This window comes from Bradyrhizobium sp. Ec3.3 (assembly GCF_000472925.1).
Classification (GTDB): domain Bacteria; phylum Pseudomonadota; class Alphaproteobacteria; order Rhizobiales; family Xanthobacteraceae; genus Bradyrhizobium.
Map to the genome: position 1 here is coordinate 87,319 of NZ_AXAS01000031.1, position 15,480 is coordinate 102,798.

The window sequence follows — 15,480 nt, forward strand, 5'->3', positions numbered from 1 at the left end:
TCGAGCCGCCGATGCGGCGCGTCCGCGGACCTTGAGGTTACTTGCTCCGCTTCTTCTCGATCACGTCCCAGATCTTCGCCGCCACGTCCGGCCCGCCGAGCCGGGAGATCGCGCGGATACCCGTGGGCGAGGTCACGTTGATCTCGGTGAGCCTGTCATTGATCACGTCGAGGCCGACGAACAGCAGGCCGCGTTCGCGCAGTGCCGGCCCGACCGTTTCGCAGATCTCGCGTTCGCGCGGGGTGAGGTCGGTTGCCTGCGCCGCGCCGCCGCGCACCATGTTGGAGCGGAGGTCGTCGGGCGCCGGGACGCGATTGACGGCACCGGCGAACTCGCCATTGACCAGGATGATGCGCTTGTCGCCGTGCTTGACCTCGGGAATGAACTGCTGGATCACCCAGGGCTCCTTGAAGGTCACCGAGAACATGTCGTAGAGCGAGCCGAAATTCATGTCCTGCGGCATCACGCGGAACACCGCGGCGCCGCCATGGCCGTGCAGGGGCTTCATGACGACGGCGCCGTGCTGCTCGCGGAAGGCGTTGATCTCGTCGAGATCGCGCGAGATCAGGGTCGGCGGCATCAGCTGCGGAAAGTTCATCACGAACAGCTTTTCCGGCGCGTTGCGTACGCTCGCGGGATCGTTGACGACCAGCGTCTTCGGATGGATGCACTCCAGGAAATGGGTCGAAGTGATGTAGGCGAGATCGAACGGTGGATCCTGGCGCAGCAGCACCACGTCAAAGCCGTTCAGCGCCTCGCGCCTGGGCTCGCCGAGGGTGAAGTGATCACCGGGCTCGTCGCGTACGGTCAGGAGCTGGACAGGCGCGACCAGCTCGTTGCCGACCTGCGACAGCTTGTCGGGTGTATAGTAGGACAGCCCGTGGCCGCGCTTCTGCGCCTCCAGAAGCAGCGCGAAAGTGGAATCGCCGCGGATGTTGATGCGGGCGATGGGGTCCATCTGGACGGCGACGTTCAGTTTCATGGGCTGCCTTTCAGGTCGAGGCGTCGAATGCCGCCAACACATGGCGTGGAAGTGACCGCGGCGCAATCAGCATGGCGTCGAATCGCAATTCAAATTCGGCATGCTCGGGATGCGCGGCGAGCCACCCCTGAGCGGCGTCGATGATGCGCTGCTGCTGGCGCGGCGTCACGGCGAAGGCGGCCTCATCGAGGCTGGCGCGGGCCTTGACCTCGACGAAGGCGATCAGATTGCGCCGGCGCGCCACGATGTCGATCTCGCCGTGCGGCGTGCGGAAGCGTCGCGCCAGAATGCGATAGCCCTTGGCGATCAGGAAGGCCGCGGCGCGGCTTTCCGCGGAAATGCCGGTCTGGAACGCGGCGACGCGTTCGGGCGCGGGGACTTTTGGCTCGGCGGGCCGGGCGCCGTCAGTCTTCGCCATCGTTGCCCCGTAAATCCTTGCGCAGATTCTTGGCGAGTTCGAGCGCGCGGGCATAGACCTCGCGACGCGGCCGGCCGGAGAGCTCGACCGCATGCGCGACCGCGTCCTTGACGCTGCTGGTCGCGAGCTGTTCGCGCAGGAGATCGTCGAGCGCATCCGGCGTCATCTCCTGCGCATCGGCTGCCGGCGGGCCGATCACCAGCACGAACTCGCCGCGGGTCTCCAGCGCGTCGGCCCGGCCGGCGAGCTCGCCGAGCGAGCTGCGCGAAATCTCCTCGTGCAGCTTCGTGAGCTCGCGGCAGATCGCGGCTTCGCGATTGCCCATGACCTCGGCGAGATCGGCCAGCGTCTCCTGCACGCGATTGCCGGAATCGAACAGCACCAGGGTCGCATCGATACGGGCGAGCTCGGTGAGGCGCTTGCGGCGTGCGGTTGATTTGGCGGGCAAGAAGCCTTCGAAGAAGAAGCGGTCGGTCGGCAGCGCGGCGACCGACAGCGCCGCCAGCACCGAGGACGGGCCGGGGAGCGCGTAGACCGCGTGGCCCGCTCTCGATACCTCGCGCACCAGCTTGAAGCCGGGATCGGAGATCAACGGCGTGCCGGCATCGGAGACCAGTGCGATCGAGCCGCCCTGGGACAGCGCCTCCAGGATCTTTGGCCGCGCCGCCTCCGCATTGTGCTCGTGATAGGGTTTGAGCTGCGCCGAGATGCCGTAGCGCTCGGTCAACCGCCGCGTGATCCGGGTGTCCTCGCAGGCAATGATGTCGACGCCGGCGAGCGTCTCGAGTGCCCGCAAGGTGATGTCGCCGAGATTGCCGATGGGGGTGGCGACGAGGTAGAGGCCCGGCGCCGCCTTGCTGGCTGAAAAGTGGTGGGTGCCAATGGCAAAACCGCGCGCAGCGGGTTCCGCCGCACCTTCAGGCGTATTTATCGGGGCGGCTTTTGCGCGCATAATGGATACTTAAAGGGAGAGACGCGCTTGCGCCATATTCGCGGCGAGAAGCCCGCGTTGGTGCAGCCCGGCAAAATCGGCGGACAGCTTGCCATGATGGAGGGGCGGCCGCGTTAAGCGGTCATTATCCTTTTGTTTTGGTTAACTATTTGTCGACAATATGCTGCAATCCGCGTCCTCCCTTGCGGAGGTGAAGTCCTGACCGGGCCTTGGATGGGCTGGTCGTTACGAAGAGCTGCCATGCCGGGCCCGCGTTACCCCAAGTCTCCCACCTCCGGGCCCGCTTCGTCGGGAGCGACCCGGCGCAGCGCGCTTGGGCTGCTATTGGGCGCGCCGCTGCTCTCGGCCTGCACCGGCGTGCAGCAGAGTCTCAGCCAGTTCTCCAATCCCTTCAGCTCCTCCTCGCAGCCGGCACCGGCCGGGCCGCAGCAGCAGGCCACCACCGCCGGCACCGGCGGGGTGAAGGTCGGCCTGATCCTGCCGCTGTCGGCCGCCGGCAATGCCGGGCTTGCTGCGCAGTCGATGCGCAACGCCGCGGAGATGGCGCTCGCCGAATTCCAGAACCCGAACGTCCAGCTCCTGATCAAGGACGACAACGGCACGCCGCAGGGCGCGCAAGGCGGCGCGCAGCAGGCGGTCGATGAAGGTGCGGAGATCATTCTGGGGCCGCTGTTCGCCCAATCCGTGCCCGCCGTCGCGCAGGTCGCGCGCACGCGCGGCATCTCGGTGATGGCGTTCTCGACCGATGCCAGCATCGCCGGCCGCGGCGTCTTCCTGTTGAGCTTCCTGCCCGAGTCGGACGTCAACCGCATCGTCGAATATTCCGCCAGCATCGGAAAGCGCTCCTTCGCGGCGCTGCTGCCGGAGAATGCCTATGGCAATGTGGTGGAGGCAGCCTTCAAGGCCGCCGTGCCGCGGCGGGGTGGACGCGTGGTTGCGTTCGAGAAATTCGGCGGCGATCGCGCCACGCCGGCGCGCAACGTCGCGCAGGCGCTCGGCAGCGCGGACGCGCTGTTCATCGCCGATGACGGCGATTCCGTCGTCGCGGTGGCCGATGCGCTGACCGCGGCGGGCGCCAACCTGCGTAACATCCAGTTGCTCGGCACCGGCCTGTGGGACAATCCGCGCGTCTATGCCAGCCAGGCACTGCAAGGCGGTCTCTACGCCGCGCCGGACCCGGCGGGCTTTCGCGCCTTCTCCGGCCGCTACCGCACGAAATATGGCGCCGAGCCGGTGCGCACGGCGACGCTCGCCTATGATGCGGTGGCGCTCGTCGCAGCGCTCGCGCGCACGCAAGGCACCACGCGCTTCTCACAGGACGTTCTCACCAACGCGTCCGGCTTCGCCGGCATCGACGGCCTGTTCCGCTTCCGTGCGGATGGGACGAACGAGCGCGGGCTCGCGGTGATGAAGGTCACAACCGGCGGCGGCGTCGCGGTCGCAGGCTCGCCAAAGAGCTTTGGGGCGTGATGGATCACCTCTCCCGCTTGCGGGAGAGGTCAGCGCGCAGCGCCGGGTGAGGGCTCTCTCCTCTTGGGGATTCCCACCGCGGCGACACCCTCTCTCCCCAACCTTCCCCCGCAAGCGGGGGAGGGAGCGCAACGCCGATGCGGTTGATACGTTAAGCCGCCAGATCCGCCACTACCGCATCGAGCACCGGAAAACCGCTGCTGGTCACGCGCAGGCGCCCCGTCGTGTCGACGGTGATCGCGCCTTCCTCGCGCAAGAGCGCGATGCGGCGGGGATCGAGCGGCCGGCCGGCGAGCGCGGCGTAGCGCTTGGGGTCGATGCCTTCGGCGAGCCGCAGCCCCATCAGCAGGAATTCGTCGGCGCGCTCCTCGCTGTTGAGGAGCTCGTCGGTGACGACGCCGTCGCCGTTGGTCTCGACCCGCATCAGCCAGGCTTCGGGACGCTTCTCGGTGGCAGTCGCGTGCCTGATGCCGTCGATGTCGAGCCGGCCGTGCGCGCCGGGACCGATGCCGGCATATTCCTCGCCCCGCCAGTAGACCAGATTGTGCCGGCACTCGGCGCCGCGACGTGCGTGATTGGAAATCTCGTAGGCGGGCAGGCCGAGCTTGTCGCAGGTCTCTTGCGTCACGTCATAGAGCGCGCGCGCGACCGCCTCGTCCGGCGTCTTCAGCTTGCCGGCCTGGTGCAGGCCGAAGAACGGCGTGCCTTCCTCGATGGTAAGCTGATAGAGCGACAAATGCTCGGCGGCTTCATCGATGGCGTGGCGAAGCTCACCCTCCCACATTGCCGGCGTCTGGTCCGGGCGGGCGTAGATCAGGTCGAACGAGTAGCGGTCGAACGAGCGGCGTGCGATGGCAACCGCATCGAGAGCCTCGCGCGCGCTGTGGAGGCGTCCGAGCATCTTCAGCGAGACATCATCGAGCGCCTGCACGCCGAGCGAGACGCGGTTGACGCCGGCTGTGCGATAGCCGGCAAAGCGCGTGGCCTCGACGCTGGTCGGGTTGGCTTCCAGCGTGACTTCGACATCGCCAGCGACGCGCCAGTGCTTGCCGATCGCGTCTAACACGGCGCCGACGGTCGCCGGCTGCATCAGGGACGGCGTGCCGCCGCCGAGGAAGATCGAGGTGACGTCACGGCCGGGCGCGCGCTCGGCGGTGGTCTCGATCTCGCGGGCGAAGGCGCGGGCAAAGCGTTCCTCGTCGATCGCGGCGTGGCGGACATGGCTGTTGAAGTCGCAATACGGACATTTCGACAGGCAGAACGGCCAGTGCACGTAGACGCCGAAGGCGCCCCTGTCAGCGCGGCTCAAGGCAGATCTCCGCAAGTTTCACGAAGGCGCGGGCGCGGTGCGAGAGGCCAAGGCCCAATGGCGGCAGGCCGTGCTTCTCGATGCTTTCCATCTCGCCAAAGGTGCGCGCGTGGCCGTCGGGCAAAAACATCGGGTCGTAGCCGAAGCCGGCGGTGCCGCGCGGCGGCCAGACCAGCGTGCCGTCGACGCGCGCCTCGACCTCGTCGAGATGATCATCGGGCCAGGCGACGCAGAGTGCGGAAACGAAATGCGCCCTGCGCTTGTCCGGCGTGGTGGCGCCGCGCTCCCTTAACAGGCGCTCGATCTGCGCCATCGCCGCGGCAAAATCCTTTTTGGGGCCCGCCCAGCGCGCGCTGTAGATTCCCGGCGCGCCGTCGAGTGCGTCCACCACGATGCCGGAATCATCGGCGAAGGCCGGAAGCTTCATTGCCTTGGCAGCGGCGATCGCCTTGATCGCGGCATTGCTGCGAAAGTCGTTGCCGGTCTCTTCGGGCTCGTCGAGGCCAAGCTCGCCGGCCGAGACCGCCTCGACGCCGTGCGGCGCGAGCAGCTCCCGCATCTCGGCCAGCTTGCCGGGATTATGGGTCGCGATGATCAGCTTGCCTGTGATTCGCCGGTGCATGGCCTATTGACTACGCCACCGCCATTTTCTGCAAGTCCACGAGACGCGCGACACCCTTGCGGGCCAGCGCCATCAACGACAGGAACTCGCCTTCCGTGAACGGCTCGCGTTCTGCCGTTCCCTGCACCTCGATGATGCGGCCATCGCCCGTCATGACGAAATTGGCGTCGGTCTCGGCTTCGGAGTCCTCGGCATAATCGAGGTCGAGCACTGGGGTGCCGTTATAGATGCCGCAGGAGATCGCGGCGACGTTGTCGCGCAGCACGTTGGCCTTGACCATGTTGCGCGTCTTCATCCAGTTGACACAGTCGGCCAGCGCGACCCAGGCACCGGTGATCGAGGCCGTGCGCGTGCCGCCGTCGGCCTGGAGCACATCGCAATCGACCGTGATCTGGCGTTCGCCGAGCGCTTCGAGATCGACGATGGTGCGAAGCGAGCGGCCGATCAGGCGCTGGATCTCGACGGTACGGCCGCTCTGCTTGCCGGCGGAAGCCTCGCGGCGGGTACGTTCCGAGGTCGCACGCGGCAGCATGCCGTATTCGGCGGTGACCCAGCCACGGCCCTGGCCCTTCAGCCACGGCGGCAGGCGGTCTTCCAGCGTGGCGGTGACCAGCACATGGGTGTCGCCGAATTTCACCAGGCAGGAGCCTTCCGCATATTTGACCACGCCGCGCTCCAGCGTCACGGGGCGCAATTCGTCGGGCGCACGGCGGCTTGGCCGCATGGGAAATCCTCCAAAACTCGCAGGGAAAAGGCTGTTCGCGGTGCTTGTAGGAGGGGGAAGGGGGCCCGGCAAGGCCTTTTCCCCCCGGGGGCGGCGAAACGCCGTCCCCACCCTGGCCAAAGACGCGCTTGTCAGGGGCCTTCCGGATGGACAAATTATGTGCATCTGAGAGGAGTTACCGTCTGTGGCCCATCACGATCCGATTCATCTGATCGCGCCGCGCGCGGGCCTCGCCCAGCTCAACGAGCGTTCCCGCGACATCTTTCGTCAAATCGTCGAGAGTTATCTGGCGACGGGCGAGCCGGTCGGCTCCCGCAATATTTCGCGCCTGATCGCGCTGCCGCTGTCGCCGGCCTCGGTGCGCAACGTCATGGCCGACCTGGAACAGCTCGGCCTGATCTATGCCCCGCATACCTCCGCCGGCCGGCTGCCGACGGAACTCGGCCTGCGCTTCTTCGTCGATGCCCTGATGCAGGTCGGCGAGCTCAACGAGGCCGAGCGGCAATCGATCCAGAGCCAGCTCACCACTGTCGGCCATGCCCAATCGGTCGAGGCGGCGCTGGAGGAGGCGTTGACGCGGCTGTCGGGCCTCACCCGCGCCGCGGCCGTGGTCTTGACGCCGAAGTCCAATGCGCGGCTGAAGCATATCGAGTTCGTCCGTCTGGAACCCGAGCGGGCGCTGGTGATCCTGGTCGGCGAGGATGGCCAGGTCGAAAACCGCGTGCTGACGCTGCCGCCCGGGGTTCCCTCCTCGGCGCTGACGGAGGCTTCCAACTTCCTCAATGCCCGTATCCGCGGCCGTACCCTCGCCGAGGCGCGGCTCGAGCTGGAAACCGCCCTCGGGCAGGCCCGCGCCGAGCTTGACCAGCTCACCCAGAAGGTGATCGCGGCGGGCATCGCGAGCTGGTCCGGCGGCGAGAACGAGGACCGCCAGCTCATCGTGCGCGGCCACGCCAATCTGCTCGAAGACCTGCATGCGCTGGAGGATCTCGAGCGGGTGCGGCTGCTGTTCGACGATCTCGAGACCAAGCGCGGCGTGATCGACCTGCTCGGGCGCGCCGAGACCGCCGAGGGCGTGCGCATCTTCATCGGCTCGGAGAACAAGCTGTTTTCGCTGTCGGGCTCCTCGACGATCATCTCGCCGTATCGGGATGCCGCCGGTCATATCGTGGGCGTTCTGGGTGTGATCGGGCCGACGCGGCTGAATTATGCCCGCGTGATCCCGACCGTGGACTATGCCGCCCGCATCGTCAGCCGCCTTCTGGGTGGCTGACGCCCGTTTTCGCCTGATCACGGGCGCTTGATTTTCGCGCTGCGAAGCACGATATCCCGGCGAGAAAAATCCCTTGAGACGAGTTCGAGAAGGCAGCCGATGACCGATCCAGACCGGCAACCTGAAGACACGACCGCGCCGACCGGCGAGCCCGTTGTGTCGAAGCCCTACATCATGCCCGACGACCCGGAGCCCGGTTCGGTCGAGATCCTGCAGAAGGAAGCGGCTGAGGCGCGCGACCGCATGCTGCGGACGCTGGCCGAGATGGAAAACCTGCGCAAGCGCACCACCAAGGAGGTCGCCGACGCCAGGCTCTACGGCATCACCGGCTTTGCGCGCGACGTGCTCGATATCGCCGACAACCTCCAGCGTGCGCTCGATGCGGTGCCGGCCGAGGCGCGTGCCAATGCCGATCCCGGCCTGACCGCGCTGATCGAGGGCGTGGAGCTCACCGAGCGCTCGCTGCTCAACGCGCTGGAAAAGCACGGCGTGAAGAAGTTCGACCCCTCGGGCCAGAAGTTCGATCCGAATTTCCAGCAGGCGATGTTCGAGGTGCCCGATCCGTCGGTGCCGTCGGGCACCGTGGTTCAGGTGGTCCAGGCCGGCTACACCATCGGCGAGCGCGTGCTGCGCCCGGCCCTCGTCGGCGTCGCCAAGGGCGGTGCGAAAGCCGCTGCCGCCGCTAACAACAACGAGTCGAACGGCGCGGCGTGAGCCGCGCTTCCCGCGTTCCCACAGACCTCGACCCTCATGGTGAGGAGGTGCGCTAGCGCCCTCTCGAACCATGAAGGCCCCCGCTGCGGCAGCTCGGCCTTCATCCTTCGAGACGACCGCTTCGCGGTCTCCTCAGGATGAGGGTTTAGCATCGCGCATAGCTTACGCCGTCGCCGCGATATCCGCAGACTGGATCCGCTTCACGCCCGCCTTGGCCATGTCGGCCCAGGCCTTGGCCAGCGAGCCCTGGGTGTCGATGCCACGGCAGGCGTCCTCCACCACATAGACTTCGAAGCCGGCCTTGCGCGCGTCGAGCGCGGTCCAGGCGACGCAAAAATCGGTCGCGAGGCCCGCGACGAAGACGCGCTTGATCTTGCGCGACTTCAGGTAGGCGGCAAGCCCCGTCGATGTCTTGCCGTCGGCCTCGAGGAAAGCCGAGTAGCTGTCGACGTCCTTGTGAAAGCCCTTGCGGATGATGAGCTCGGCCTGCGGGATCGACAGGTCCTTCGAGAGCGCGGCGCCGTCAGTGCCCTGCACGCAATGGTCGGGCCACAGCACCTGCTTGCCGTAGGGCAGGTCAATGGTCTCGAACGGCTTCTTGCCGGAATGAACGGAGGCGAACGACACGTGCCCCGGCGTGTGCCAGTCCTGCGTCATCACGATGTTGGCGAACGATTTTGCGATCTTGTTGATCACCGGCACCACCTGCTCGCCTTCCTTCACGGCAAGGCTGCCGCCGGGAAGGAAGCAGTTTTGCACGTCGATCACGAGCAGCGCGGAGGCATCGTCGGGCTTGATCGCCGTCGCTGCCCAGAGCTTGCTTGAAACGAGGCTCGCGAGAGCAACAGTCGAAACGCCCGCGAGTACTCTGCGCCGATCCAGCATCGTACGTCCTCCCTCCAGGATGAACCCAACGGAAGCAGAGGCTAGTTCCATTTGTGTACAAACAAAAGCCCGAAAATGCGGCCGGGTTTGGCTAGCGCTTGGGCCTCGGCCTCGTACTCGGTTCGCCTCTCCCGCGGGGGAGGGAGCGCCATCTCGCGCGTGAATTCACTTAGCCTTTGGGCTGGATGCCGTCGCGTACCGCGCGGAAGCGGGTGAAGGCCTCCGACCACTGGTCGCGCGGGGCGCTGGCGATGATGCGCAGTGACGTGCCGCCGCCGAAGCGGATCCACTGCACCACCGTGACCGCTGTCTTGTCCTTGCCGCTGACGCCGTCGAGGCGGGTTTCCATTGCCGGCTGGCCGTTGACGCGGATCTGCTCGGACATGGTGATCCTGGACTCGCGCATGCCGGGGATCTGCATCGCCGCTTCCTGCGCGAAACGGGCGCGGTCGTCCGGCTGCTGCGGCGTTGCGCCGATCAGGCCGATGATCATGTACGGCTTGGGCTCGAAGCCCGTGGTCTCGTCGCCGTCGGCCAACACGATGCTGGCGCCCGGCGACAGCGTGCGGACGTTCTTGAAGTCGGCGAGATCGGTGATCCTGAACGGCATCTGCGCGAGCTGCTCGTCGACCGGCACCTCCTTGCGCGTCACCGCGGTGGCGAACATCTGCCGAACCGCGTCGTCCGAGTAGATCTTGGTGGCGTTCTCGGGGATCTGCACGGCGACATAGCCGGAGAAGCCGGTGCCTGGCACGATCATCGAATAGCGCTTCACAGTTGCCGTGCCGGCCTTGCCGGTCTCGACGGTGTAATAGGCAAGGCCCGCCGGCGTATCGAGCTTGTCCGGCTTGATGCCGCCGGCGCCGCCGGGATTGGCCTTGAAGGCGTTGGCGACCTCGCCATAGGCGTCGGGCGGCAACTCGGTGACCAGCACCTTCACGCCTCCGTCGTCGCTCTCGAAGCCCGGAAAGGTCTTGGCCGGGGAGAGGCCGATCAAAGGCACCATGCCGACGCGCGCACCCGGCGCGAAAACGGCATCGGCCGCGAGGGCCGGAACGGCGGAAACAATGAGAAGGGCAAGCGCGGCGAGGGGGCGTATCAATTTCATGGCTAGTCTACTTGGTCCACATTGAGGCCGTTCGATGGTGGGGCATCGGGCCCCTTTGTCGCGCGGGGCGCGGCCCTGGCGGTGCTGTCCGGCCGCCCGGTTTTGTCGCCCGGACTATTAACGGGTTTGGCTGCGCCGTAACAGGGTGGGGCACGATCGGACATGGCCGGGCGCTGAGGCTGGCCCTGAGGATTGAACCCGTTAATAAACCCTCACCGCGAGGGGTCTTTGAGGCCGGTATGATCTTCCAAAACCCAATGTTTTCGCGGCTGAAACTTGCGTTCGGTCCTTGCGGGCCCCTCCCCCCCTCCTATATGAGCCTCAACCATCGCAATATCGCGGATGTTTGATCTTAGGGGGTTTTGGATCGGGTGCCTTCTGGGCCCAACCAACCTGCCGCAATAAAGAAGGATATCAGGACCATGGGAAAGGTCATTGGGATCGACCTCGGCACCACGAACTCGTGCGTCGCCGTAATGGATGGCAAGAACGCCAAAGTCATCGAGAATTCCGAGGGCATGCGCACGACGCCTTCGATCGTCGCCGTCACGGACGACGGTGAGCGCCTCGTCGGCCAGCCTGCCAAGCGCCAGGCCGTCACCAATCCCGAGCGCACCTTCTTCGCAGTGAAGCGCCTCATCGGCCGCCGCTACGACGACCCGATGGTCGAGAAGGACAAGAAGCTCGTTCCGTACAAGATCGTGAAGGCTTCCAACGGCGACGCCTGGGTCGAGGCCGACGGCCAGACCTACTCGCCCTCGCAGGTCTCGGCGTTCATCTTGCAGAAGATGAAGGAGACCGCGGAAGCCCATCTCGGCCAGAAGGTCGAGCAGGCCGTCATCACCGTTCCCGCCTACTTCAACGACGCGCAGCGCCAGGCAACCAAAGACGCCGGCAAGATCGCGGGCCTCGAAGTGTTGCGCATCATCAACGAGCCGACCGCGGCTGCGCTTGCCTATGGCCTCGACAAGACCAAGGCCGGCACGATCGCCGTGTACGATCTCGGCGGCGGCACGTTCGATATTTCGATTCTCGAGATCGGCGACGGCGTGTTCGAGGTGAAGTCGACCAACGGCGACACCTTCCTCGGCGGCGAGGATTTCGACATGCGCCTCGTTGGCTATCTCGCCGACGAGTTCCAGAAGGAGCAGGGCATCAACCTGCGCAACGACAAGCTCGCTTTGCAGCGCCTGAAGGAAGCCGCTGAAAAGGCCAAGATCGAGCTGTCCTCAACGACGCAGACCGAGATCAACCTGCCGTTCATCACGGCGGACCAGACCGGGCCGAAGCATCTGACTATGAAGCTCACCCGCGCCAAGTTCGAGGCGCTGGTCGATGACCTCATCCAGAAGACCGTCGAGCCCTGCCGCAAGGCGCTGAAGGATGCCGGCGTGACCGCCGGTGAGATCGGCGAAGTGGTTCTGGTCGGCGGCATGTCGCGCATGCCGAAGGTCCAGGAAGTCGTGAAGCAGCTGTTCGGCAAGGAGCCGCACAAGGGCGTCAACCCCGACGAAGTCGTCGCGATCGGCGCTGCGATCCAGGCCGGCGTGCTCCAGGGCGACGTCAAGGACGTGCTGCTGCTCGACGTCACCCCGCTGTCGCTGGGCATCGAGACGCTGGGCGGCGTGTTCACCCGCATCATCGATCGCAACACCACGATCCCGACCAAGAAGAGCCAGGTGTTCTCGACCGCCGAGGACAACCAGAACGCGGTCACCATCCGCGTCTTCCAGGGCGAGCGTGAGATGGCGGCCGACAACAAGATGCTCGGCCAGTTCGACCTGATGGGCATTCCGCCGGCCCCGCGCGGCATGCCGCAGATCGAGGTGACCTTCGACATCGACGCCAACGGCATCGTCAACGTCTCGGCCAAGGACAAGGCGACCGGCAAGGAGCAGCAGATCCGCATCCAGGCCTCCGGTGGCCTGTCGGAAGCCGACATCGACAAGATGGTCAAGGACGCCGAGGCCAATGCCGCGGCCGACAAGCAGCGCCGCGAGGCGGTCGACGCCAAGAACCATGCCGACGCGCTGGTGCACTCCACCGAGAAGGCGCTGGCCGAGCACGGCTCGAAGGTCGCCGAGACCGAGCGCCGCGCCATCGAGGATGCCGTCAGCGACCTCAAGGAAGCGCTGAAGGGCAACGATGCCGAGGCGATCAAGGCCAAGACCAACACGCTGGCCCAGGCTTCGATGAAGCTCGGCGAAGCCATGTACAAGCAGCAGGCCGAGGCCGACGCCAAGAAGGATGCTGCCAAGGACGACGTCGTCGACGCGGAGTTCACCGAAGTCGACGACGACAAGAACAACAAGAAGTCCGCTTAAAGCCCGCGAGGGTCATGATGCGGATGGCTTGGACCCATAATGCGACGGCCTTCCCCCGACAGGGGGAGGCTTTCGCGCCGGGCCGAACGGGGCGCCTCCTCGTTACGATCGATCAACTCCCAGCCGCTCTTCTGAACGCTGCTTTGCAGTCCTCTGCCGCAAGGCGCGAGGGCGCTCGTATCGTCGCGTGGCGACGTTGTTTCACCCCGACGTGAACTGCGACTAGACCGGGTTCAACATGTCCACCAAGCGCTGCTATTACGAAACCCTCGAAGTCGAACGCGACGCCGACGATTCCATCCTGAAATCGTCCTTCCGCAAACTGGCGATGAAATTCCACCCCGACCGCAATCCCGGGGACGACAGCAGCGAAGTGCGCTTCAAGGAAATCAACGAGGCCTATGAGGTCCTGAAGGACAAGGACAAGCGCGCGGCCTACGACCGTTACGGCCACGCGGCCTTCGAGCAGGGCGGCGGCTTCGGAGGCGGCGGTGCCGGTTTCGGCGCGGGCTTCGCCTCGTCCTTCTCGGACATTTTCGAAGATTTGTTCGGCATGGCCGGACAGCGCGGCCGCGGCGGCCGCGAGCGTGGGGCGGACCTGCGCTACAACATGGAGATCACGCTCGAGGAAGCCTTTGGCGGCAAGACCGCGCAGATCGAGATCCCGGTCTCCGTCACCTGCGAATCCTGCTCGGGTACCGGCGCCAAGACCGGCACCAAGCCGAAGACCTGCTCGACCTGCGCCGGCGCGGGCCGCGTGCGGCAGTCGCAGGGCTTCTTCACGCTGGAGCGCACCTGCCCGGGCTGCCAGGGCCGCGGCCAGATGATCGAGGACGCCTGCCCGTCCTGCGCCGGGCAAGGTCGCGTCACGCGCGAGCGGACGCTGTCGGTCAATATTCCCCAGGGTGTCGAGGACGGCACGCGGATCAGGCTCGCCGGCGAAGGCGAGGCCGGGGTACGCGGCGGTCCGGCCGGCGACCTCTACATTTTCCTGTCGCTGTCCCAGCACCAGTTCTTCCAGCGCGACGGCGCCGACCTGCATTGCCGCGTGCCGATCTCGATGGTCACGGCGGCCCTTGGCGGCGAATTCGAGGTGCCGACCATCGACAAGGGCAAGTCCAAGGTGAAGATTCCGGCCGGAACCCAGTCCGGCCGCCGATTCCGCATTGCATCAAAAGGCATGCCGGTGCTGCGCTCGCGCCAGATGGGCGACATGTACGTCCAGGTCGCCGTCGAGACGCCGCAAAACCTCACCAAGAAGCAGCAGGAATTGCTGGCCGAGTTCGAAAAGCTCTCCTCCGGCGCGACACAGCCGGAATCCGCGGGCTTCTTCGCCAAGGTCAAGGATTTCTTCGGTAATCGGGCGAATTGACTCGGCTTGACCGTACCGTCCGCGGCCTATACGTCTTTATGACCATTTTCTGACACGCCGCGGCGACGCGGTCCCGTCCGGTCCTGACATGCCCATGCAATCGTCCGTGCGCGCGTTGAAGAAGCCCCGTCTCGACGACGAGGTACGCTTTCTCCGGTCGTGGATTGAAAAGCCGCTGCACATGGGTGCGGTGATGCCGTCGGGCCGCCTGCTCGCCCGCACCATGGCGCAATATGTCGATGTCGATTCGGACGCACCGGTGGTCGAGCTTGGGCCCGGCACCGGCGCCATCACCAGCGCGCTGGTCGAGCGCGGCATCGACCAGAAGCGCCTCGTCCTCGTCGAATACAATCCCGGCTTCTGCGCGCTGCTGCGCGACCGCTATCCGCAAGCCAAGGTGGTGCAGGGCGATGCCTACCGCCTGCGCGACACGCTCTGGAACGTGCTGGGTGGACCCGCCTCGGCCGTCGTCTCCGGCCTGCCGCTGGTCACCAAGCCGATGTTCACGCGCCTGCGGCTCATTCGCGATTCCTTTGCCGCGCTCGCGCCCGGCGCACCCTTCGTGCAATTCACCTATTCGGTGGTGCCGCCGATCCCGAAATCGCTGCCCGGCGTGTCCACAGAGGCCTCGGAACGGATCTGGATGAACCTTCCGCCGGCCCGCGTCTGGGTGTATCGCAAAGACTAATTCCGCCGGCTTTCGTCTTCGCGCGGCGGATCCTTTTCGCCGAACGCGTTTTTCTGGATGGCCGCACCCAAGATCCTGATCATACCCGGCTCGCTGCGCACCGGCTCGCACAATGCGAAGCTGGCGGCGGTCGCCGCCTATGAATTCGCCCAGGCCGGCGTCGACGTCACCCGCGTCTCGCTCGCCGACTTCCCGCTGCCGATCTACGACGAAGATCTGTACGTGAAATCCGGCGTGCCCAAGCACGCCGTGAACCTCAAGCGCATGATCGGTGCGCATCAGGGCATCTTGATCGTCACGCCCGAATACAACGCTTCCGTGCCGCCGCTGCTCAAGAATGCGATCGACTGGATCAGCCGCGTCCAGGACCCACACGAGAAGCGCGGCGAAGTGTTTCGCAACCGTGCGTTTGCGATCGCCGGCGCATCTCAGAGCAGGCTCGGTGGCAGCCGAGCACTCGCCGCGCTGCGGCTGATCCTGAGCTCCTGCCACGCCAATGTGATTGCCAGCCAGCTCGCGCTCGCCTTTGCCGACCAGGCCTATGACGATATGGACAGGCTGAAGAACGAGAGCGATATCGCCGGGTTGAAGGAGCTGGTGCGGCAACTGATCGACATTTCCCAACGCATGATGTGAGGT

Annotated in this window: 15 protein-coding genes; 7 read left to right on the forward strand and 8 right to left on the reverse strand. The window is 65.9% G+C overall.

Annotated features, from left to right (window positions below):
* Positions 1-37 precede the first annotated feature (37 nt).
* Genes gshB through rsmI form a run of 3 tightly spaced genes read right to left on the reverse strand, consistent with a single transcriptional unit; the run spans position 38 to position 2,352 of the window.
* The gene (gshB, locus tag YUU_RS0126690; protein WP_027525136.1) at positions 38-982 is read right to left on the reverse strand and encodes a glutathione synthase; all 945 of its coding nucleotides are present in this window, start codon (positions 980-982) and stop codon (positions 38-40) included.
* A gap of 10 nt (positions 983-992) precedes the next feature.
* The gene (locus YUU_RS0126695; protein WP_027525137.1) at positions 993-1,400 is read right to left on the reverse strand and encodes a YraN family protein; all 408 of its coding nucleotides are present in this window, start codon (positions 1,398-1,400) and stop codon (positions 993-995) included.
* Complete coding sequence (gene rsmI, locus YUU_RS0126700) at positions 1,387-2,352, reverse strand: 16S rRNA (cytidine(1402)-2'-O)-methyltransferase (RefSeq protein WP_027525138.1); 966 nt, start codon at positions 2,350-2,352, stop codon at positions 1,387-1,389. Before rsmI ends, YUU_RS0126695 begins: the two co-directional genes overlap by 14 nt.
* Positions 2,353-2,592: 240 nt before the next feature.
* On the opposite strand from rsmI, the gene YUU_RS0126705 reads away from it, so the two are divergent.
* Positions 2,593-3,822 (forward strand): penicillin-binding protein activator, encoded by a 1,230-nt coding sequence (locus tag YUU_RS0126705; RefSeq protein WP_027525139.1) that lies wholly within the window; start codon positions 2,593-2,595, stop codon positions 3,820-3,822.
* 151 nt (positions 3,823-3,973) lie between these two features.
* Here YUU_RS0126705 and hemW read toward each other — a convergent pair whose 3' ends face one another.
* The 3 genes from hemW to rph are packed head-to-tail and all read right to left on the reverse strand — an operon-like array spanning position 3,974 to position 6,477.
* Positions 3,974-5,131 (reverse strand): radical SAM family heme chaperone HemW, encoded by a 1,158-nt coding sequence (hemW, locus tag YUU_RS0126710; RefSeq protein ID WP_027525140.1) that lies wholly within the window; start codon positions 5,129-5,131, stop codon positions 3,974-3,976.
* Entirely contained in the window at positions 5,118-5,753 is a 636-nt protein-coding gene (gene rdgB, locus YUU_RS0126715; RefSeq protein ID WP_027525141.1) for an RdgB/HAM1 family non-canonical purine NTP pyrophosphatase, read from the reverse strand. The genes hemW and rdgB overlap by 14 nt, the downstream gene beginning before the upstream one ends.
* A gap of 10 nt (positions 5,754-5,763) precedes the next feature.
* Positions 5,764-6,477: a ribonuclease PH gene (gene rph, locus YUU_RS0126720; protein ID WP_027525142.1), complete on the reverse strand. Its 714-nt coding sequence runs from the start codon at positions 6,475-6,477 to the stop codon at positions 5,764-5,766.
* Positions 6,478-6,661: 184 nt separating this feature from the next.
* On the opposite strand from rph, the gene hrcA reads away from it, so the two are divergent.
* Entirely contained in the window at positions 6,662-7,750 is a 1,089-nt protein-coding gene (hrcA, locus tag YUU_RS0126725; RefSeq protein WP_027525143.1) for a heat-inducible transcriptional repressor HrcA, read from the forward strand.
* Between the two features lie 99 nt (positions 7,751-7,849).
* Entirely contained in the window at positions 7,850-8,464 is a 615-nt protein-coding gene (gene grpE, locus YUU_RS0126730) for a nucleotide exchange factor GrpE (protein ID WP_027525144.1), read from the forward strand.
* Positions 8,465-8,626: 162 nt separating this feature from the next.
* On the opposite strand, the gene pncA is transcribed toward grpE, so the two are convergent.
* Entirely contained in the window at positions 8,627-9,349 is a 723-nt protein-coding gene (pncA, locus tag YUU_RS0126735) for a bifunctional nicotinamidase/pyrazinamidase (RefSeq protein WP_027525145.1), read from the reverse strand.
* Between the two features lie 169 nt (positions 9,350-9,518).
* Positions 9,519-10,457: a hypothetical protein gene (locus YUU_RS0126740; RefSeq protein ID WP_027525146.1), complete on the reverse strand. Its 939-nt coding sequence runs from the start codon at positions 10,455-10,457 to the stop codon at positions 9,519-9,521.
* 422 nt (positions 10,458-10,879) lie between these two features.
* Between YUU_RS0126740 and dnaK the strand changes: the two genes are divergently transcribed.
* The 4 genes from dnaK (at position 10,880) to YUU_RS0126760 (ending at position 15,477) form a co-directional block, all read left to right on the forward strand.
* A complete protein-coding gene (gene dnaK / locus YUU_RS0126745) occupies positions 10,880-12,781 on the forward strand; it encodes a molecular chaperone DnaK (protein ID WP_027525147.1) in 1,902 nt (633 codons plus the stop codon).
* 238 nt (positions 12,782-13,019) lie between these two features.
* Positions 13,020-14,153: a molecular chaperone DnaJ gene (gene dnaJ / locus YUU_RS0126750; protein WP_027525148.1), complete on the forward strand. Its 1,134-nt coding sequence runs from the start codon at positions 13,020-13,022 to the stop codon at positions 14,151-14,153.
* 88 nt (positions 14,154-14,241) lie between these two features.
* A complete protein-coding gene (locus YUU_RS0126755) occupies positions 14,242-14,841 on the forward strand; it encodes a class I SAM-dependent methyltransferase (RefSeq protein WP_027525149.1) in 600 nt (199 codons plus the stop codon).
* Positions 14,842-14,898: 57 nt separating this feature from the next.
* Entirely contained in the window at positions 14,899-15,477 is a 579-nt protein-coding gene (locus YUU_RS0126760) for an NADPH-dependent FMN reductase (protein WP_027525150.1), read from the forward strand.
* Positions 15,478-15,480: the final 3 nt, after the last annotated feature.

Coding starts and splice junctions, on each gene's coding strand:
- rph (WP_027525142.1), bottom strand. CDS start 6,477: ATGCGGCCAAGCCGCCGTGCGCCCGACGAATTGCGCCCCGTGACGCTG.
- YUU_RS0126740 (WP_027525146.1), bottom strand. CDS start 10,457: ATGAAATTGATACGCCCCCTCGCCGCGCTTGCCCTTCTCATTGTTTCC.
- pncA (WP_027525145.1), bottom strand. CDS start 9,349: ATGCTGGATCGGCGCAGAGTACTCGCGGGCGTTTCGACTGTTGCTCTC.
- rdgB (WP_027525141.1), bottom strand. CDS start 5,753: ATGCACCGGCGAATCACAGGCAAGCTGATCATCGCGACCCATAATCCC.
- dnaJ (WP_027525148.1), top strand. CDS start 13,020: ATGTCCACCAAGCGCTGCTATTACGAAACCCTCGAAGTCGAACGCGAC.
- YUU_RS0126755 (WP_027525149.1), top strand. CDS start 14,242: ATGCCCATGCAATCGTCCGTGCGCGCGTTGAAGAAGCCCCGTCTCGAC.
- gshB (WP_027525136.1), bottom strand. CDS start 982: ATGAAACTGAACGTCGCCGTCCAGATGGACCCCATCGCCCGCATCAAC.
- grpE (WP_027525144.1), top strand. CDS start 7,850: ATGACCGATCCAGACCGGCAACCTGAAGACACGACCGCGCCGACCGGC.
- YUU_RS0126705 (WP_027525139.1), top strand. CDS start 2,593: ATGCCGGGCCCGCGTTACCCCAAGTCTCCCACCTCCGGGCCCGCTTCG.
- YUU_RS0126695 (WP_027525137.1), bottom strand. CDS start 1,400: ATGGCGAAGACTGACGGCGCCCGGCCCGCCGAGCCAAAAGTCCCCGCG.
- YUU_RS0126760 (WP_027525150.1), top strand. CDS start 14,899: ATGGCCGCACCCAAGATCCTGATCATACCCGGCTCGCTGCGCACCGGC.
- dnaK (WP_027525147.1), top strand. CDS start 10,880: ATGGGAAAGGTCATTGGGATCGACCTCGGCACCACGAACTCGTGCGTC.
- rsmI (WP_027525138.1), bottom strand. CDS start 2,352: ATGCGCGCAAAAGCCGCCCCGATAAATACGCCTGAAGGTGCGGCGGAA.